Origin of the sequence: Marichromatium sp. AB32 (assembly GCF_003718675.1) — a bacterium.
Taxonomy (GTDB): domain Bacteria; phylum Pseudomonadota; class Gammaproteobacteria; order Chromatiales; family Chromatiaceae; genus Marichromatium; species Marichromatium gracile.
The window spans coordinates 33,289-51,590 of record NZ_RHFJ01000014.1; the positions used below are offsets into that span (position 1 = coordinate 33,289).

Genomic DNA, 18,302 nt, shown 5'->3' on the forward strand with positions numbered 1-18,302 from the left:
GGGTCTATGCTTGTCCTCAAGGTAATCGAGGAGGGTAGCGACCATGATCAAGACACTCACCTTCGGCGCGGTGCACATGACGGTGGCCTTCACCGTGGCCTATGTGATGACCGGCAGCTGGGTCGTCGGCGGCGCCATCGCCCTGGTCGAGCCGATGATCAACACCGTGGCCTATTTCTTCCACGAATTGGTCTGGGAGCGGATCCGCAAGCGGCCGAAGATGATTGCGACCGCTGAGGTCTAGGCGGGGATGCCCGATGTTGCCGGTGACGGCCGTCTGGCGTTGTGATTCGACAGGAGTCTGACGCCTTCGATTCAGCTCGGGACGGGGTGTTGTGCTGGCGCGGTCGATCCTTTGGGGTTGCGTTAGTTCTGTGCTCGACTTATTTTTGCGCATTGGACTCGCTGCTGGCGCAACCACTCACCAATGGACCTTGGATGATCGAGAAAAAGCACATCCTGTGTGTGGACCCCGAACCCTTCAAGCTACGCATCCCTGCGTTGCTCGGTCGCCGGGGGGTCAAGGTTGCGCTGAACGCGGCCAGTGATCAGGCGTCGCTCGATCAGGCCCTGAGCGAACCGGGACACTGGGATCTGGTGTTGTGTGAGGCCGGGTCCTTCTTCGATCTGGCCCTCGATGAGCGTCTTGATACGATCGGTGACGTCCTCGATGCATCGGTGGTGCTGATCAAGCCCAGAGACAGCCAGCTCTCGCCGGCCGAGGGCTATCGGTGGGGCGCGGCCGATGTGGTGATGAAGGGCGATACCGACCACTTGCTGATGGTCTGCGAGCGCGAACTCGGCAATGCCGTGCTGCGCCGGCGCTTGCGCATGCTCGAGCAGGTCGAGACCGCATCGCCGGGGGTGGCGCCGGGGCATGCCGACAGTCGTGAGGGGCGGCGAGGAGGGCGTGCTGTGGTGATCCCGACCATCACCGACCTGAGCAAGGCCGCGACCCATGATTCCGAGCCCCAGACCGAGTTCGTCGCCGAAACCACCGTCCACGAGTCCGGGTTGTCGGCCGAGCAGTTGCGGATCAAGTCGCTGATCGATGAGGGCGGTCTGACCCTCGAGTTCCAGCCGATCGTGCCGCTCGAGGCGCCCGAGCGGGCCCGCAGTCAGTTCGAGGCACTGGTGCGGCTCAAGGACGAGTCCGGGGCGCTGATGCTGCCCGGCGACTTCCTGCCGACCATCGCCGAGGCGGGCTGGATGGGCAAGATCGATCTGTGGATCTACCGGCGGGCGCTGACCATCCTCGAGGAGCTGCAAGGTGCCGGTCGCGCCGATGCCATGCTGTTCGTCAACCTCGCTACCGAGACCCTGCGTTCGCGCGCCCTGATCAAGGCCATCGGCGGCTTCACCTCGGCGGCGCGTATCTCCTCGGGCTCGATCGTGGTCGAGCTCCATCGCGATGCCTTCGTGCGCGAACCCGAGGGGGTGGAGCAACTCGCCGAGCTGCTGCGTCTCAATCGTCATGGTCTCCTGTTGGAAGACCCCGGTGTCGGCGACTGTCGCTTTCTCGAGCGTCACGGCGGGCTGATGACCCATGTCAAGCTCAACCGCAGGATCACCCGTGGTCTGGTCGAGGGCGAGGTCGAACAGCGGGATCTCGACCGTCTGGTCGGTTGCGCCCATGCCCGCGACATCCAGGTGATCGCGCTGGCGGTGGAGAGCGCCCGGCTGCTGCCGATGCTGTTCAGCGCCGGGGTCGATGCCATCCAGGGGCACTTCGTCAGCATGCCCTATCAGGACCTGATGTACCCGGCGGTTCAACGCATCGAGTCCGAGTCGAGCTTCATCGAATCCTGAGCGTGCGGTGCGCCAGACGCAGATTTTCGTCGCCAAGGGCGGGATTCAGGGTTACACTAGCCAGCATGAGAATTTCGATTCCGCTTTACTGAAGGCCGCCTCCGTCGCATTTCCCCCACTCGCGGTATCACCGCCGATCACCATCGCATTTCCCCCAACGCTCGTTGTCCCGACCGCATGGCTGTCGTCTTGCGTGGAACAGGCGAGGTGTATCCATCATGTTCGTCCCGATAGCAATGACAGCCGCTGGCCGTGTTGCCTGAGTGGTCCTGGTGATGATGTGGTGATAATGAAACGGTGCAAAAGGGATGACGGCGAACGCCCATGTTGCGATTACGTTCTCCGGTTTACACTGGCCAAATAGAATCGCATAATGACGAAGAAGCACTGGTGATGCAGGACGCATCACCTCGAGAACGAATACGCCGGATGCGTGTGCTTGATGGAAGGATAGTTACGCGGGACCCCATGGAGTCGGAGTCCGGTGTCGGGTTGACGGTCATCTTGGCCGCGGGCCCGGCGAACCGGCCCAGTGCCGCCCTAGGTGGCCAGTGGTCGTCCCGCTCGGAACCAATACCGCCCGATCAATCGCATGGGGCCACGGGCCTTGAGATCACCGCGAAAGCGACTGCCGCTCTGTGTGAGCGTCGCTGCCGAACGGTTGATGCTCGGTCACGATGATGCCCCTTCCCCCGGTCAGGACAGCCATGGTCATCAGTGTGTGATGACAGGTCGTCCGTGCTCGTGGAGGTATGCCGAACGGCATTTCGCACGCCACTGAGTGGTGTGTGGCGCTCGGCACGCCGCGGAAGCCTGGTCTCGTTCATCGACACGGGTCGATAACGGATATGGTGCGACACCTGGTGTCGCCACCGATTGCGGGATGCCTGCGTGGCTCCCGTTCGATTCGTCATCCTGTCCGTGACAGGGTGATGAAGCCGCGCTCGTAATTGCGTGCGGGACGCGGATTTTTAGCAATACCGGCGAGATGAATGCCGGTGCTTTATATTGTGATGAGGTTGATATGCCAGGCGAAATGGTTTCCGGGACGGTTAAGTGGTTCAACGACGAGAAGGGTTACGGTTTTATTGCGCGTGAAGGCGGCAAGGACGTCTTCGTGCATTACAGCGCGATCAATGGCGCTGGTGGCCGCAAGACCCTGCTCGAGGGTCAGCAGGTGACCATGCAGGTCACCCAGGGCCCGAAAGGCCCCCAGGCCGAGAACGTCAACCCGGTCTGAGCCTGATCCTGGCCCGGCCCCTGGGGCCCGGGCCGATCAGGGCGCGGATCGGGTGCCCGTCACCCGATCCGCTGTTCTCCCGACGCCCATGCCCGTCGGATGTGAGCCGATTCAGTCGGTGCGTTTACGAAAGTGCATGATCCCCCAGCGCAGATAGCCGGCGCGCCCCGCCTCGACCCAGCGCGTGAGACCGTCCTGCATGCGCGCGGCATAATTCGCCGAGATCTTCCCTGCCAGCTGTTCGCGCGACCTCTCCAGCACCTCCCCGACCCGGCTATAGTGAACCGCCAGCTGTTCGGTGAGATCGATGATCTCGACCTCCTCGAGCCCGTTGTCCATGGCCGTCGTACGATAGAACCTGAATGACCCCAGTGTGCTGAGATGGATACGCTCGAGCACCGGCTGCAGCACCCCTGACGGACAGTCGTCGGTCTGCATCGGGTCGGTGAAGACGAAGCGCCCGCCCGGGCGTAACACCCGTGCCACCTCGGCAATCACCCGCTCGCGCTCGCCGCTGTGCAGGATGGCGTCCTGCGACCACACCAGATCGACGCTCGTCTCGGCGAGCGGGATCGACTCGAAGCTGCCGTCACGCACATCGATGCGATCCTCCAGTCCCTGCTCTCGATTCATCGCGCGGTTGCGCGCGTTCTCCTTCTCGCTGAGGTTCAGGCAGGTCACCGTGCAGCCGAAGGTGGCGGCGAGATAGCGCGCCGCGCCGCCGAATCCCGAGCCGATGTCGAGCACCCGGGTCTCCGGGGTGATGGGCGCGGCGACCGTCGCCATGCGCTCGACGGTACGGCGGCTGGCCGTGGCGATCGCCTCGTCGGCATGCTGGTAGATGCCGATATGGATGTCCTCACCGCCCCAGACGTGGAAGTAGAAGTTGTCGGCATCCTCGCTGTTGTAATAGTTGCGGGCGGTCTCGACGACCTCGGAGTAGGGTGCGCTCATGCGTTCTCGTCCTCCTGGCGATAGCGCTTCTCGGCGACGTGGATGAAGAAATCGGGCTGATCCTCGCGATAGGTCTCCTTGAAGTCGCCGTAGGTGGTCACCTTCTGGAAGCCGACCTCGTGCAGCAACCGGCGCAGATAGTTCTTGCGCAGCGGGAACATGTTGAGATGGAAGACGTTCTCGCCGGGGAACTCGTAGCGGAAGCGGGCGAGCGAGTCGTCGACGTGCTCGGGGGTGGCGCGGACGTTGTCGCCGCAGTAGTAGAAGTCGTGGCTGGGCGCGACCTGGTGATCGAGCAGGGCGTCGTAGTTGCGCTGGTCGATGATCAGGATGCCGTCGTGACGCAGTGTGGCGTAGAACTCGGCGAGTGCCTTGCGGCGGTCGCGCTCGTCGAACAGATGGGTGAAGGAGTTGCCGAGACAGATCGCCGCGTCGTAATAGTCGTGGACGTCCTGGTTGAGCCAGCGCCAGTCGGCCTGCACGGTGCGCAGCAGCTTGCCGTGGCTGCGGGCGTTGGCGAAGGCCTTGGCCAACATGTTGGGATTACCGTCGGCGCTGGTGACCTCGAACCCTTCCTTGAGCAACCGGACCGAGTGGAAGCCGGTGCCGGTGGCCACATCCAGCACCTTGCGCGCACCGTGCTCGCGCAGTACCCGGACGAAGAAGTCGCCCTCGCTCTGGGCGCGTCCGTCCCAGTCGATCAGCTGGTCCCACTTCTCGACGAAGGACTGGATGTATTCGGCCTGGTAGTGATCGGTGTGTCTGACTGCAAGCGGGTCGTTGCCATAGTCCTGCTGGGTATGCGTGGGGTTGTACATGGCGTCGCTCCTGGGCCTGCTCGGGTCGGTGGTGATGACGTGTGTACGCCTCGCGGGGTGGCGATTCAGTGGCCAGTGCGGAGATGGCGCACGGCATGGCGATACACGAGAGGTCTTCTTCTGGCGCCGGAATACACCCTGGTATACAGGGGGCGCTCACTGAAAACAGCGCGATTGCGCACTCGAAGTGGCAGCTGGATGCCGCCGGATGATGGTCGGGGTGGCCCCGACTGGAAGAGGGTTTTATCCTACAGGGCTGACACCACGAATCAACCCGCTCGTGGATTTTGTTTCATTTAAATCTTTGTTTTCGCTATCAGAGAATCTGATTGCCGGGCCGTGCCTGTTGGCTCGCCGGGGCCTCTGAGGCGTCGGCGGGAGCGGAAAAGGGTGCACCTGGAGCGGGCGAGGAGGGAGACTGGCGGGGGGAGGTCGAGTGCGGTTTGGTTGGCTTTCTATCCGTGTTCGATCGTCTCCCGATCCGGCATGCTGCTCAGTCGTCCGGCCTGGGTCGCGACCTGCTCGATATCGTGATCGATGCGCAGGGCGTCACCGATGCGAGCGGCGCGCTCGAGCGCGTCGAGTGCGGCATCGAGTGCCGGTACGCCACAGTAGCGGATGACCGTGCGCATCTGATGGACGTAGTCGGCCAGGCCCGGCCAGTCGCTCTCGGCTCGACAGGCGCGCAGCGCCTCGAGTTCGGCCGGCAGCTCCGCGCGCAGGGCGCAGAACAGCTCGTGGGCGAGCTCAGCGTCGCCGCCCACGCTGGCAAGGGCTGCGGCTGGATCGCGAAGCGGTTGTGCGGGTGCTGGGGTCGGCATCATCGTGCTCCACCGCCGAGTGTTTCGGCGACTCTAACCCCAGTTCCCCTTTCCGTCCAACCCGCGCGGCTCATTGCTCGTGCAGTGCCCGCACCGGGTCGAGTCGCGCCGCGCGCAGCGCCGGGACGACCCCGGCGACCAGCCCGAGCAGCAGTGCGCCGCACTCGGCCAGCAACACGAAGTCCCAGGCCGGTTGCAGCGGCAGCCCCGGCAGTGCGAGCCCGAGCAGCACCACCACCAGTGCGCCGATGGCGAGTCCGACGAGTCCGCCGAGCAGCGCCAGCAGCATCGCCTCGAGCAGGAACAGCCAGCGGATCTGCTCGCGTCCGGCGCCGAGCGCGCGCAGCAGCCCGATCTCGCGCCGACGCTCGCCGACGGCGATGGTCATGATGGTGAGGATGCCGATCCCGCCGACCAGCAACGAGATCGCGCCGAGCGCCCCGACCACCGTGGTCAGCGCGCCGAGCACCGACCCGAGTACCGCGAGCATCTGGTCCTGGGTGGTGATGGTGAAGTCCTCGGTGCCATGACGACGGATCAGCAGCGTGCGCACCCGCTCGGCCACCACCGCGCTGTCGGCATGACGGTCGTAGAGCAGGTCGATCTCCATCAGGCTGTCGCGGTCGAACAGTGCCAGCGCCCGCTCGGCGGGGATGTAGAGGGTGTCGTCGAGGTCGAAGCCGAGCATCTGGCCCTTGCGCGCCATCACCCCGATCACCCGATAGGGCTCGCCGCCGACGCGGATACGGGCGCCGAGCGGCGAGTGCTGGCCGAACAGCTGCACCGCCAGCTCCGCCCCCAGCACCGCGAAGGCCGGCGGATTGGCGCCGCGTTCGGGGAGGAAGCGACCGCTGGCCAGACGCATCGACCAGATCTCGGGGACCCCGGGACCGGCGCCGAACACCGTGGTGCGGCGGCTGCGCCCGGCGTGCTCGACGGCGACATTGCCCTGCACCACGGGGACCACTGCCTCGACCTCGGGGAGACGCGCGAGCGCACGGGCATCCTCCAGGCTCAGTGGCCGGACGTTGGAGACCAGCGCCCCGGACATCCCCAGGGTGGTGGTGCGTCCCGGCGAGACGGCGATCAGGTTGGTGCCGAACTGGCTGAACTCGGCGAGCACGAAGCGGTGCACGCCCTCGCCGATCGCCGTCAGCAGCACCACCGCGGCGACCCCGATGGCGATCCCGAGCACCGTCAACAGGCTGCGACCGGGGCGCTCGCCGACCGCGCCCAGGGCATAACGCATCAGGTCCGTGGTGCGCATCGTTCCGTGCCTCAACGACCGTTGAGCGCCGCGACCGGATCGAGCCGCGCGGCCCGTCGTGCCGGCAGCAGTCCGAACACCAGCGCGCTGCCCAGTGCGGTGAGCACCGCCGCCAGGCTCGCCCAGAGGGGCGCGGCGAGGGTGAACCCGGCGAGCTGGCGGTCGATCAGCCAGAGCAGGGCGTGACCGCACCCCAGCCCGGCGAGACTGCCGAGCGCACCGAGTATCAGGGCCTCGGTGAGGAAGAGCGCGCGCACCTGGGCCGCGCTCGCCCCCAGCGCCTTGAGCAGCCCGACCTCGGCGCTGCGCTGGGAGACCGACACCAGCATCACGTTCATGATCAACACCCCGGCGACCACCAGGCTGATCGCGGCGATCGCCGCCACCGCCAGGGTGAGCGTCGAGAGGATCTGGTCGAAGGTGCCGAGCAGCGCGTCCTGGGTGATCACGGTGACATCGTCCTCGCCCTCGTGGCGGTCGCGGACGATGGCACGGATCTGCTCGGCGGTGACCGTCAGATCGGCGCCGACTCGCCCCTGGACCAGCACCCGGAACAGCCCGGGGTTGTCGAACACCGCCTGGGCCGAGGCCACCGGGATCAGTGCCAGGTCGGCCATGTCGGTGCCCAGCGACACACCGCCGCCGGCGAGCACGCCGATCACCCGGAAGCGCCGGTCGGCGATCCGGATGCGCTGCCCGAGCGGGCTGGCGGTGCCGAACAGCTCGCGCGCCAGGGTCGCGCCGAGCACCGCCACCGGCGCCGCGCGCTCGGGATCGGCGACGGGCAGAAAGCGCCCGGCGGCCAGCGTCAGTTCGCGGATGGCGAGATAGTCGGCGGTGGTGCCGAGGATGCCGACCTCGCGCGCCAGCGCCCCGGTCGACACCGGGGCCTCGCCCATCGCTACCGGGGCGACCCGCGCGACCCCCGGGGCGCGCAGCAGCGCCAGGGCGTCGTCCAGGGTGAGGTCGCGTGGGGTCTCGCCGAGCAGGGGTGGTGCGCCCCCGGTGGTCTCGTTGCGCCCGGGGACGACGATCAGCAGCCGGGTGCCGAGCTGGCTGAACTCGTCGAGCACGAAGCGGCGCGCGCCATCGCCGATCCCCGACAGGACGACCACCGCCGCGCAGCCGAGGGCGACGGCCAGCAGGGTCAGCGCGGCGCGGCCGGGGTGGGCGACGAGCGCGCGCAGTGCGGTGGTGGCGGTGTCGCGGGGGCGCATCAGTCGGCTGCCTGGTCGTCCTCGGTCATGGCATAGCGGTCGCGCCCCTGACGCTTGGCGCGATAGAGGGCCTGATCGATTGCGCGGAAGAAGGTCGCGCGGTCGTTGCCGGGACAGAAGGTGCCGACCCCGAGGCTTGCGGTGACCCGTCCGGCACGGGGGAAACGGTGTGCGCGGACGGTCCCGAGCAGGTCGCGTGCGAGCTGCTCGGCCTGACGGCGCGAGGTGTCGGGCAGGATCAGCGCGAACTCCTCGCCGCCCCAGCGCGCCAGACTGTCGCTGGCGCGCGTGCGTGTGGCGAGCAGCCGCGCGAACTCGTGCAGTACCGCGTCGCCGACATCGTGTCCCAGGGTGTCGTTGATCCGCTTGAAGTGGTCGAGATCGAGCAGGATCAGCGAGAAACAGCGCTGATGACGACCGGTCTTGGCGATCTCGCGCGCGAGCATCTCGTCGAACATGGTGCGGTTCCAGAGACCGGTGAGCGGGTCGGTCATCGACAGGATGCGTATCCGGTTGAGCGTCTCCTCGCGGGTGTGCTCGTAGTAGTAGATGATGCCACCGCCGACCACCAGTGTGACCAGGGTATTGAACAGCTTCCTGGCGGGGTTGAGCACGTCCCAGTGCAGCCAGTCGTAGGCGAAGACGGCGAGGACGGCGGCGACGAAGACCAGATAGGCGAGGGTGGCGGCACGCGGGCCGTGCAGCGGGTAGGCGAACAAGGGGTAGAGCAACAGCATCAGGTAGGGGGTGCTATCCCCCTTGGCTTGGATGATCAGGTACAGCAGCATCGCGCCGGCGCAAGACGAGGCCAGCCACGCCGGACCCTGCAGGCTGGCGCGACGGCGAAAATGCCATAGCGCCAGCAGTATGGTCGCCACCATCGCCAGCTGGATCCGGGCGAGCGTCGAGTTGCCGAGGACGATGAGGTTGAACAGTGCGGCGATGGTCATCACTGCAATGAGGGCGAGCAGGGTGAAGTTGAGCAGCTGCGCGCGACGAAACAGCAGCGGGTCCCGAGCAAAGCGCTGTGGCGTCTCGAGCAGGCGCTTCAGCGACTGCAGTGGCATGGGCATGGCGAGGGTGCCTGGTACAGGTGTGTTGCCTGGGATCGCGAAGTGCGATGGGGCGAATCCTGCCGTCCTGGTGCACGTGCGTCCATGCAGAGGCCTCGGTGTGGACCGTCAGTGGGCACGGATGCCGCCGTCCTCCATGTCGATGCGCCGTCCGGCGCGTCCGCCCACGACCGGGTCGTGGGTGACCACCACCAGGGTGACGCCCTGGTCGTTGAGCGCCTCGAGGGTGGCGATCACCTCATCGCCCGAGCGTCGGTCGAGGTTGCCGGTGGGTTCGTCGGCGAGCAGCAGCCCCGGTTGCATCACCGTGGCGCGGGCGATCGCCACGCGCTGGCGCTGGCCGCCGGAGAGCTGGTCGGGACGGTGGTCGGCGCGGTCTGTCAGCCCCAGCCGGTCGAGCGCCTGGGCGACTCGCTCGCCTCGCGCCGCGGGCGCGATGCCGGCGAGCATCAGCGGCAGCTCGACGTTCTCCGCGGCGCTCAGTCGCGGGATCAGGTGGAAGGACTGGAAGACGAAACCGATGCGGTTGCCGCGCAGCGCAGCGCGCGCCTCCTCGTCGAGGCCGGTGGTCTCGATGTCGTCGAGCCGGTAGCGGCCCTGGTCCGGGCGGTCGAGCAGACCGAGGATGTTGAGCAGGGTGCTCTTGCCCGATCCCGACGGGCCCATGATGGCGACATAGTCGCCAGTGTCGATATCCAGCTCCACCCCATGCAGAGCCCGCACCTGCTGCTCGCCGACACGGAAGCTGCGACTGATCCCCCGGAGCGCGATCATGGCGCCGGCTCGATACGAGCGCCGTCGGTCACGTCCTCACCGCCGAGCGTGCGCGCCACGCGGTCGCCGGGCGCGAGACCGGAGCGGATCTCGGTGCGCTCCCAGTTCTCGATCCCGATGCGGATCTCGCGTCGTTGCAGTCGTCCGCTGGTCGGATCGAACAACAGCACGCTTGGCGTGAGGCCGGCCTGGATCGCCGCGGTGGGCAGTTGCAGGACCTGTTCGCGGCGCTCGACCACGATCTCCACGTCGGCGCTGTAGCCGGCGAGCAGTGGCGTGTCGGTCGGCGGTTCGGTCATCACCACCTCGATCTCGACGGTACGCGCCTGCTTCTCCTGGTCGAAGACATAGGGAGCGATGCGGCGCACCACCCCGGCGAAGACCCGATCGCCGAATGCATCGAGGGTGATCCGCGCCTCCAGCCCGAGGGCGATGCGCGCGGCGTCGACCTCGTCGATGGGGGCGGAGATGTAGTAGCAGGCGTCGTCGATGAGATCGATCGCAGGGGGTGTGGGGATGCCCGGCGGCGAGGGGGTGACGTACTCGTTGAGCTCGCCCGAGACCTCGGCGACCACTCCGGCGAAGGGGGCGACGAGCCGGGTCCGCTCCAGCTCGGCGCGCGCAACCCCGATCTGGGCCTGGCTGACCTCGGCGTTGGCGCGTGCCGCCTCGCACTCGGCTGCGCCGGCGCGGGCGGCGGTCTGGGCGCGGTCGAGCGCCTCCTCCGAGGTCATCGCACGGGTATCGAGCCGGCGCTGGCGCTCGGCCTCGCGCCCGGCCTGCTCGGCGTGCAGACAGGCGGCGCGGGCGCGGGCCGTGGCCGCTTCGGCCTCGCGCTCGGCGAGCTCGACACGGGCGACGAGGTCGCGGTTCCAGAGTTCGAGCAGCAGCTCGCCGGCGCCCACCCGATCGCCCTCGTGGACCTCGAGACGGGCGATCTGACCGCCCAGGCTAGGCGCGAGTCGGGCACGCCGACAGGCCTTGACGGTGCCGGCGCGGGTGTTGGCGACCAGCCGCTCGATGGCGCCCTCGCTGACCGCGACCAACTCGACCCGGGGCGGTCCGGGTCGACTGATGTACCACCACAGCAGCAGCGCGCCGCCGAGCGCGAGGACGAGCAGGAGGGAGGGCGACGGCCTTTTCATCGGGGACGGTGTCCGAGGCTGGTCGGGGCACCATTGTAGCGCGCCGGACCAGCGGGTGCGATGCGTGGCTCAGGCCTCGCGTCTACCGAATGCCTCGGTCGGCAGCACCAGCAGCAGCAGCAGCAGCAGCAGATCGAGACCGGCGATCAGCTCGTGACCGAACAGCGCCCCGATCATCAGGCTGAGCAGCGCGATCAACAGCAGTATCCACCAGCCGGGCAGCCCGGCGTCACGGATGCGCTTGGCGGCGATGTTGGCCTGGGCGACCAGCAGCACGGCGGCGATGGCGACCAGCACCGCCAGCTTGATGTCGGCGATCAGCGCCGAGTCCTCGGGCCCCTTGGCGAGGCCGAAGCTGGCCAGCACCAGCAGGGCGATCAGGGCGGCGTGACAGCCGAGATAGGCGAGGCGGGAGAGACGACCGTGCTTGATGTCGCCAAAGAAGATCGTGAGCATGTCTGGGTCTCGTTGCGGGGTTCTCGTTCGGGACGCGATCGGCTGGCGCTGCGCCCCACGGATGCGGCCGCTCGGCGCGCGTCTCCCAGAGTATACCCGGCCTGCGTCGCCTGCCCGGCTGCGCTAGCATGGACGACGAACGGTCGAAACCTTGGGGATGGACAGTGTCGCAACGCGAGATCATCGAGTCATTGCGCGCCGCGCCCCTGCTCGCGCGGCTCGAACCGGCGCAGCTCGAGCGGGTCGCCGCGCGGACCACCCGTCTCACCCTGGCCGCCGAGCAGTCGCTGTTTCTCCAGGGCGACGCGGCCGAGCGTTTCTTCCTGGTATGCGCCGGGCAGATGCAGCTCTACCGGCTCGCGCCCGATGGCGCGCGCAAGGTGATCGAGATCGTCTCCCCCGGGCAGACCTTCGCCGAAGCGCTGATGTTCCTCAACCGCCCGAGCTATCCGGTCTGCGCCAGCGCGCTCGCGCCGACCGAGCTGATCGCGATCGACGCGGCCGACTTCGCCGCCATGCTGCGCGAATCGGTCGACACCTGCTTCCTGCTGCTCGGGGCGCTGAGCCAGCGGCTGCGTGGGTTGATCGGCGAGATCGACCATCTCACCCTGCACACCGCCAGCGGTCGGCTGGCGCGCTATCTGCTCGAACGGCTGCCGCCGGAGCGGCGCGCGCTGCGCCTGGAGGTCCCCAAGGGGGTGCTTGCCTCGCGTCTGTCGATCCAGCCCGAGACCTTGTCGCGGGCGCTGCGTCAGTTCGTCGATGCCGGTGTGATCGCGCTCGAGGGGCGTCATGTGACCCTGCTCGATCGCCCCCGGCTGGTCGAACTCGCCGCGCTCGAGCCTGGGCTCGGGCCGGAGTGACCCTCAGGCCGCGGCCAGCGCGCGCGCCAGATCGCCCGCGGGGTCCTGGCCGGTCAGGCGCAGGTCGTAGCGCTGCTGCAGGATCGCGAACACACCGGGGGTGATGAAGGCCGGCGGGTTGGGGCCGAGGGTGATGCCGCGCACGCCAAGATGCAGCAGGCTCAGCAGCACCGCCACCGCCTTCTGCTCGAACCAGCTCACCACCAGGGTCAGCGGCAGGTCGTTGATGCCGCAATCGCAGGCCTCGGCCAGCGCGGCGGCGACGGCGATGGCGCCATAGGCGTCGTTGCACTGGCCCATGTCGAGCAGCCGCGGCAGCCCCAGGTGCTCGCCGTAGTCGTGGTCGCGGATGCGGTACTTGCCGCAGCCGAGGGTGAGGATGAAAGAGTTCGGCGGGGTGGCGCGGGCGTAGTCGGTGAAGTAGTTGCGCCCCTTCTCGGCACCGTCGCAGCCGCCGATGACGAAGAAGTGGCTGATCGCGCCGGACCTGACCGCCTCGACGAGGGTCGGTGCCTGATCGAGCAGCACCTGGCGGTGGAAGCCGATGGTCGATTCGCCGGCGGGCGCCTCGGGGCAGGGCGGGCAGGTCAGGGCGGCGGTGATCAGCGCCGAGTAGTCGCCATCGGGGAGACGCCGGGCGTTGGGGACGCCGGTGGCGCGGATGGTGTAGAGCCGGTCGCGATACTGCTCGGGCGGGATCAGCACGCAGTTGGTGGTGGCCAGTACCGGGCCGGGGAAGGCGGCGAACTCTCGCTTCTGATCCTGCCAGGCGCCGCCGTAGTGACCGGCCAGGTTGGGATGATCGCGCAACTTCGGGTACATGTGCGCGGGGAGCATCTCGCCGTGGGTGTAGACGCGGATCGCGGTGCCCTCGACCTGGCACAGCAGCTCCCAGAGATCGAGCAGATCGTGGCCGGTGACGAGGATGCCGGGACCGGCCGCGGTGCCCTCGCGCACCCGGCTCGGGGCGGGGGCGCCGAAGGTCTCGACATGGGCCGCGTCGAGCAGCTCCATCACCCGCAGGTTCATCTCGCCGCAGCGCAGACAGTAGTCGAGCAGCGCCTCGGGGTCGAAGTTGACGTTGGTCATGGTGACGAACAGCGCCTCCTCGATGAACGCCGAGACGGTCTCGTCGTGGTGGCCGAGGCGGCGTGCGTGATGGGCGTAGGCGGCCATCCCCTTGAGGCCGTAGAGCAGGGTCTCCTGCAGCGACTGTACGTCGGCGTCCTTGCCGCAGGTGCCGGGCGAGTTCACGCAGGCGCTGTTGCGGAAGGTCTGTTCACACTGGTTGCAATACATGGGGCGATCTCCTGTGGGCGGACGGGACCTGTCCCGCGTCACTGACGGCGGGGACGGGCGCAGTCTCGTCCGCTCTCGTCGATCGCCCCTTGATGGAGGTCAAATCCGTCCCCGTGGATCAGAACTCGCCGACCGCCGCCCCCTGCATGATGCTCCAGATGATGTCGCGCACCCGCGTGGCCGACTGCTCAAGCTCCGGGGGGAGCGGGCGACCGCCGTGGATCAGCAGGTCGAGGTTCATGCTGTAGAGGTGTAGCCGTCCCTCGGCGTCCTCGACCAGGGCGATGCGACAGGGCATGAAGCCGCTGTACTCGTTGCGGTGCTCGAGCATCTGGCGCCCGACCCGGGCGTCGCAGAAGGAGAGGAAGTTGACATAGCGATAGGGCTCGCCGGTGATCGCCTCGATCTGCTGATAGAAGGGCGATTCGCCGACGAACAGCAGGTTGTTGGAGACGGCGAGGCTCTTGAGCGAGTCGACGACGTCCTCGGTCGCGAGCCCCTCTTCGACGGGGACCGACCACATCATCGCCATGCCGGGGTCGCCGGTCGCGAGCAGACGCTGGCCGAACTCGGCATAGACCCGGGGTGCGCCGGGGTCGAAGGTCGCGAGGATCGGCGCCAGTCGTGCGGCGCCATAGCCGATGGCGAGCAGACAGAGCACCCCGAAGATGGCAAACAGGTTGCGGGCCAGTCTCATCCATATCCCTCCATTGACGAAGGGGCCCCTCGCGGGACCCCGAGACGCCCGTCCGGTGGGGACGGGCGCATGTGCTCAAGATGGGGTGGGGGCCTGAGGCCCGGTCCCGTGCGCGCCTGCGGCGAGCCGGACTGGAGGGGTCAGCGCTCGGGCGCGCCCTGCTCGATCCAGGTCTCGACAAGCGCGACCTGCTCCGGTGCGAGTGGATCCTTGCCGTGGGGCATGCGGATCGATTGATCGACCTCGCCGGCGAGCAGACGGTAGAGGCTGCTCGAGAGCGCATCGCCCGGCACCACCACTGGACCGAACTTGGTGCCCTTCATCAGGGTGTCGTAGGAGACGACCTGGAAGCCGCTGGCCTCGGCGCCCGCGCCGCCCGGCAGGTGACACTCGACGCAATGGGTCTCCAGCAGTGGTTGGATGTGCATCTCGTAGGTGACGCGATCCTGCTGCCCGCAGCCACCGAGCACCAGCAGGGCCGGGAGCCCCATCATCGCGATCGTGCGGATTCGACTGGTCATCGCCCTCTCTCCTTCGTTGACACGACACGGCTCGTGCCACCAATGCTCCTGGCCTGCCGTGTTCGCCACGCTGGTCGAGGGTGTTCCGCCCCTGGATGCCGACCGCTCACCGTGCAGTTCGACGGCTTGCCCCCTGATGAATCATCGGTGGGCACGGGCCACTGACAATTGCCCCGTTGATTCTAATGCTAGTCGACTCCCGGCCATCGACAAGGTGTGTGATACCGGCCTAGGTCAGCTTTTCGTGCCCCGCTGGTCGGGGCTGGGCTTGGACGACGGGGGTGTGGGATCACCCCCGGGGAGGGCGGACTCAGGCGCCGGTCAGGCGCTGCTCGGCCTCGAGATACTTGGCGGCGGTGCGGTCGATGATCGACTGCGGCAGCTCCGGCCCCGGCGGGGTCTTGTCCCAGTCGAGGGTCTCGAGATAGTCGCGCACGAACTGCTTGTCGAAGCTCGGCGGGCTGGTGTCCGGGCGGTACTCGTCGGCCGGCCAGAAGCGCGAGGAGTCGGGGGTGAGCACCTCGTCGATCAGGTGCAGCCGGCCCGCCTCGTCGAGTCCGAACTCGAACTTGGTGTCGGCGATGATGATGCCGCGTTCGCGCGCATAGGCCGCGCAGCTGGTGTAGATGGCGATGGCGGTGTCGCGCACCTGCTCGGCCAGTTCGCGACCGAGCAGCTCGACGGTGCGGGCGAAGTCGATGTTCTCGTCGTGATCGCCGATCTCGGCCTTGGTCGAGGGGGTGTAGATCGCCTCCGGGAGCTGGTCGGCCTGGCGCAGGCCCTGGGGCAGGGCGATGCCGCACACCGCGCCGGTGGCGCGATAGTCCTTCCAGCCCGAGCCGATCAGGTAGCCGCGCACGATCGCCTCGACCGGCAGCGGCTTGAGGCGGCGTACCACCATGGCGCGCTCGCCGAGCGTGGCGAGTGTCTCGGGGTCGGTGATCACCGCCTCGACCGGGATGTCGGAGAGGTGATTGGGGATCAGGTCGGCGGTGCGCTCGAACCAGAAGTTGGAGACCCGGGTGAGCACCTCGCCCTTGCCCGGGATCGGCTGCGGGAGCACCACGTCGAAGGCCGAGAGGCGGTCGCTGGTGACCACCAGCAGATGATCCTCGCCGACGGCATAGATGTCCCGGACCTTGCCGCGACCGAGCAGCGGCAGTGTGGAGATGTTCGATTCGTAGAGCGCAGGCATGACGGTTGATCCCAGAACGACAAGGCTGAGATTATAACGATTTACGCCGCTTCGTGGGCCATCCCCGACGCCCGTCGGCGCCATCCTGAGCATCTGAGGTCCTTCGATGAACAAACGCGTCATCTCCACCGATCAGGCCCCCCAGGCCATCGGCACCTACTCGCAGGCGGTGCGGGTCGGCGATACCGTCTATCTCTCGGGCCAGATCCCGCTGGTCCCCGAGACCATGACCCTGGTCGAGGGCGACATCGAGGCCCAGGTGCGGCGGGTCTTCGACAATCTCACGGCGGTTGCCCGGGCCGCCAACGGCACCCTCGCCGACATCGTCAAGCTCAATGTCTTCCTCACCGATCTCGGTCATTTCCCGGTGGTCAACCAAGTGATGACCGAATACTTCTCCGAGCCCTATCCGGCGCGCGCCGTGGTCGGGGTGGCGGCCCTGCCCAAGGGGGCCGGGGTCGAGATGGATGCGGTGATGGCCCTGGCCGACTGAACCGCCCGGCGCCAACGCGAATGGTATTCGCGCGATCCTGGCATACCATTGGCGGTAGCGCCCGCGGCGCGATCGGTCGCCAGTCCATTCCTTTCCTTCAACCTCAGCCATCAACCGGGTCTGCCATGCATCGCATCGCCTTCGTCCTCGCCCTCTGCGTGCCGGTCCTGGTCGCCGGCTGCAGCGCCAGCGCCCAGCAGCGCGTCGCCCTCGACCCCTTCTCCAGCGGTGTCCTGCCGGTGGCGGCCGACGCCGAGGTGCGCGGCGACTTCGCCGCCAGCGATGCGGCCGCGCGTTTCGTCGCACGCATGGCGCGGGAGCACGACTTCGCCCCCGAGGTGCTCGCCGGGCTGCTCTCCGAGGCGCGCCGCGAGCAGTGGATCATCGAGCTGATGGACCGTCAGGCGCCGCGCGCCAAGCGGGCGCCGAACGGGGCCTGGACGCGCTATCGCGGCAAGTTCGTCACCGCCGACAACATCGCCGGCGGCGTGCGCTTCTGGCGCGCCCACGCCGCCACCCTGGAGCGTGCCGGGGCGCGCTACGGCGTGCCGCCCGAGTACATCGTCGCCATCCTCGGGGTCGAGACACGCTACGGCGGCTATGTCGGTACCACCCGCACCCTCGATGCCCTGGCCACGCTCGCCTTCGCCTATCCGCGCCGCGCCGACTACTTCACCGGCGAACTCGAGGCCTTCCTGCTGATGGCGCGCGAGTCCGGGGTCGATCCGCGCAAGCCGCAAGGCTCCTATGCCGGTGCCATGGGGCTGGGACAGTTCATGCCCACCAGCTTCCAGCGTTACGCGGTCGACTTCGACGACGACGGCGTGCGCGATCTCTGGGACCCGACCGACGCCATCGGCAGCGTCGCCCACTATTTCAAGGCCCACGGCTGGCGCGCCGGCGCGCCGGTGACGATGCGCGTGCGGGTGAGCGCGGGGCAGGGGATCGGCGCGCTCAAGACCGGCTTCACCAGCGCCCACAGCCGCGCCGCGCTGCGTGCCCATGGGGTCGATCTCGACGGCGTGCCGGGACGGGGGCGGCTGAGCCTGCTGGCGCTCGATGCGCGCGGTGGCACCGAGTACTGGGTGGGGTTCGAGAACTTCGGGGTGATCACCCGCTACAACCGCAGTACCTATTACGCCATGGCGGTGCACCAGCTCGCCGCGGCCGTCCGTGCCCGTCACGGCGCGGCCCTGGCCGGGCGTTGAGCGCGTCTCAGACCCCGTTGAGGGGGAGGGTGAGTCGGCGCCGCTGTGCGCCGGTGCGGTGCTCGTAGAGATAGACCCCCTGCCAGGTGCCGAGCGCGCAGCGTCCGTCGCTGATCGGGAGGGTCAGGTCCATCTTGGTGAGGATGGCGCGCAGGTGCGCCGGCATGTCGTCCGGGCCCTCGGCGGCATGGGTATAGACCGGGTCGCCGTCGGGGGCGAGCCGGGCGAGGAAGTGCTCCAGATCGTGCCGGACCGAGGGGTCGGCGTTCTCGCACAGCAGTAGCGAGGCACTGGTGTGATGCACGAAGACGTGGCAAAGTCCAGTAACGATGGCGCTCTGGCACACCCGTTGCTGAACCGCGTCGGTGATCTCGTAGGTGCCGCGACCCCGGGTCGCGATGCTGAGGCGGTATTGTTCGATCATCGGCGAGGGGCTGCTGGTCTCCGGGTCC

20 protein-coding genes are annotated in these 18,302 nt (G+C 67.9%); 6 read left to right on the forward strand and 14 right to left on the reverse strand.

Going from position 1 to position 18,302, the window contains the following annotated elements:
* Nucleotides 1-43 precede the first annotated feature (43 nt).
* The 3 genes from EBL85_RS06450 (at nucleotide 44) to EBL85_RS06460 (ending at nucleotide 3,049) form a co-directional block, all read left to right on the forward strand.
* Nucleotides 44-244: a DUF2061 domain-containing protein gene (locus EBL85_RS06450; RefSeq protein ID WP_123141099.1), complete on the forward strand. Its 201-nt coding sequence runs from the start codon at nucleotides 44-46 to the stop codon at nucleotides 242-244.
* 194 nt (nucleotides 245-438) lie between these two features.
* The gene (locus tag EBL85_RS06455; RefSeq protein WP_123141100.1) at nucleotides 439-1,809 is read left to right on the forward strand and encodes an EAL domain-containing protein; all 1,371 of its coding nucleotides are present in this window, start codon (nucleotides 439-441) and stop codon (nucleotides 1,807-1,809) included.
* Between the two features lie 1,036 nt (nucleotides 1,810-2,845).
* A complete protein-coding gene (locus EBL85_RS06460) occupies nucleotides 2,846-3,049 on the forward strand; it encodes a cold-shock protein (protein WP_190287958.1) in 204 nt (67 codons plus the stop codon).
* 111 nt (nucleotides 3,050-3,160) lie between these two features.
* Here the strand turns inward: EBL85_RS06460 and EBL85_RS06465 are convergent, their stop codons facing one another.
* The 9 genes from EBL85_RS06465 to EBL85_RS06505 all read right to left on the reverse strand — a co-directional run bounded on the left by EBL85_RS06465 (nucleotide 3,161) and on the right by EBL85_RS06505 (nucleotide 11,574).
* The gene (locus tag EBL85_RS06465) at nucleotides 3,161-4,003 is read right to left on the reverse strand and encodes a cyclopropane-fatty-acyl-phospholipid synthase family protein (protein WP_123142469.1); all 843 of its coding nucleotides are present in this window, start codon (nucleotides 4,001-4,003) and stop codon (nucleotides 3,161-3,163) included.
* A complete protein-coding gene (locus EBL85_RS06470; protein WP_123142470.1) occupies nucleotides 4,000-4,821 on the reverse strand; it encodes a class I SAM-dependent methyltransferase in 822 nt (273 codons plus the stop codon). The genes EBL85_RS06465 and EBL85_RS06470 overlap by 4 nt, the downstream gene beginning before the upstream one ends.
* A 455-nt stretch (nucleotides 4,822-5,276) precedes the next feature.
* Nucleotides 5,277-5,585, reverse strand: a complete 309-nt coding sequence (locus tag EBL85_RS06475; RefSeq protein ID WP_223806077.1) for an Hpt domain-containing protein — start codon at nucleotides 5,583-5,585, stop codon at nucleotides 5,277-5,279.
* A 127-nt stretch (nucleotides 5,586-5,712) separates the two neighbouring features.
* Entirely contained in the window at nucleotides 5,713-6,909 is a 1,197-nt protein-coding gene (locus tag EBL85_RS06480) for an ABC transporter permease (RefSeq protein ID WP_123142471.1), read from the reverse strand.
* An 11-nt stretch (nucleotides 6,910-6,920) separates the two neighbouring features.
* Entirely contained in the window at nucleotides 6,921-8,126 is a 1,206-nt protein-coding gene (locus EBL85_RS06485) for an ABC transporter permease (protein WP_123142472.1), read from the reverse strand.
* Complete coding sequence (locus EBL85_RS06490) at nucleotides 8,126-9,199, reverse strand: diguanylate cyclase (protein WP_123142473.1); 1,074 nt, start codon at nucleotides 9,197-9,199, stop codon at nucleotides 8,126-8,128. Before EBL85_RS06490 ends, EBL85_RS06485 begins: the two co-directional genes overlap by 1 nt.
* A gap of 108 nt (nucleotides 9,200-9,307) precedes the next feature.
* Entirely contained in the window at nucleotides 9,308-9,973 is a 666-nt protein-coding gene (locus tag EBL85_RS06495; protein ID WP_123141107.1) for an ABC transporter ATP-binding protein, read from the reverse strand.
* Nucleotides 9,970-11,118, reverse strand: a complete 1,149-nt coding sequence (locus tag EBL85_RS06500; RefSeq protein WP_123141108.1) for an efflux RND transporter periplasmic adaptor subunit — start codon at nucleotides 11,116-11,118, stop codon at nucleotides 9,970-9,972. The genes EBL85_RS06495 and EBL85_RS06500 overlap by 4 nt, the downstream gene beginning before the upstream one ends.
* A 69-nt stretch (nucleotides 11,119-11,187) precedes the next feature.
* Nucleotides 11,188-11,574 (reverse strand): DUF805 domain-containing protein, encoded by a 387-nt coding sequence (locus EBL85_RS06505; protein ID WP_123141109.1) that lies wholly within the window; start codon nucleotides 11,572-11,574, stop codon nucleotides 11,188-11,190.
* A 164-nt stretch (nucleotides 11,575-11,738) separates the two neighbouring features.
* On the opposite strand from EBL85_RS06505, the gene EBL85_RS06510 reads away from it, so the two are divergent.
* Nucleotides 11,739-12,437: a Crp/Fnr family transcriptional regulator gene (locus tag EBL85_RS06510; RefSeq protein WP_123141110.1), complete on the forward strand. Its 699-nt coding sequence runs from the start codon at nucleotides 11,739-11,741 to the stop codon at nucleotides 12,435-12,437.
* 3 nt (nucleotides 12,438-12,440) lie between these two features.
* Here the strand turns inward: EBL85_RS06510 and hcp are convergent, their stop codons facing one another.
* From hcp to EBL85_RS06530, 4 genes are all read right to left on the reverse strand, one after another.
* The gene (hcp, locus tag EBL85_RS06515) at nucleotides 12,441-13,736 is read right to left on the reverse strand and encodes a hydroxylamine reductase (RefSeq protein WP_123142474.1); all 1,296 of its coding nucleotides are present in this window, start codon (nucleotides 13,734-13,736) and stop codon (nucleotides 12,441-12,443) included.
* 118 nt (nucleotides 13,737-13,854) lie between these two features.
* Nucleotides 13,855-14,433: a DUF302 domain-containing protein gene (locus tag EBL85_RS06520; protein ID WP_123141112.1), complete on the reverse strand. Its 579-nt coding sequence runs from the start codon at nucleotides 14,431-14,433 to the stop codon at nucleotides 13,855-13,857.
* Between the two features lie 140 nt (nucleotides 14,434-14,573).
* The gene (locus EBL85_RS06525; protein ID WP_123142475.1) at nucleotides 14,574-14,954 is read right to left on the reverse strand and encodes a c-type cytochrome domain-containing protein; all 381 of its coding nucleotides are present in this window, start codon (nucleotides 14,952-14,954) and stop codon (nucleotides 14,574-14,576) included.
* 310 nt (nucleotides 14,955-15,264) lie between these two features.
* Nucleotides 15,265-16,149: a phosphoribosylaminoimidazolesuccinocarboxamide synthase gene (locus tag EBL85_RS06530; protein ID WP_123141114.1), complete on the reverse strand. Its 885-nt coding sequence runs from the start codon at nucleotides 16,147-16,149 to the stop codon at nucleotides 15,265-15,267.
* 106 nt (nucleotides 16,150-16,255) lie between these two features.
* Here EBL85_RS06530 and EBL85_RS06535 point away from each other — a divergent pair, with 106 nt between their 5' ends.
* Nucleotides 16,256-16,642 (forward strand): RidA family protein, encoded by a 387-nt coding sequence (locus tag EBL85_RS06535; RefSeq protein WP_123141115.1) that lies wholly within the window; start codon nucleotides 16,256-16,258, stop codon nucleotides 16,640-16,642.
* 125 nt (nucleotides 16,643-16,767) lie between these two features.
* Complete coding sequence (mltB, locus tag EBL85_RS06540; RefSeq protein ID WP_123141116.1) at nucleotides 16,768-17,850, forward strand: lytic murein transglycosylase B; 1,083 nt, start codon at nucleotides 16,768-16,770, stop codon at nucleotides 17,848-17,850.
* Between the two features lie 7 nt (nucleotides 17,851-17,857).
* On the opposite strand, the gene EBL85_RS06545 is transcribed toward mltB, so the two are convergent.
* Entirely contained in the window at nucleotides 17,858-18,274 is a 417-nt protein-coding gene (locus EBL85_RS06545; protein ID WP_123142476.1) for a secondary thiamine-phosphate synthase enzyme YjbQ, read from the reverse strand.
* Nucleotides 18,275-18,302 lie beyond the last annotated feature (28 nt).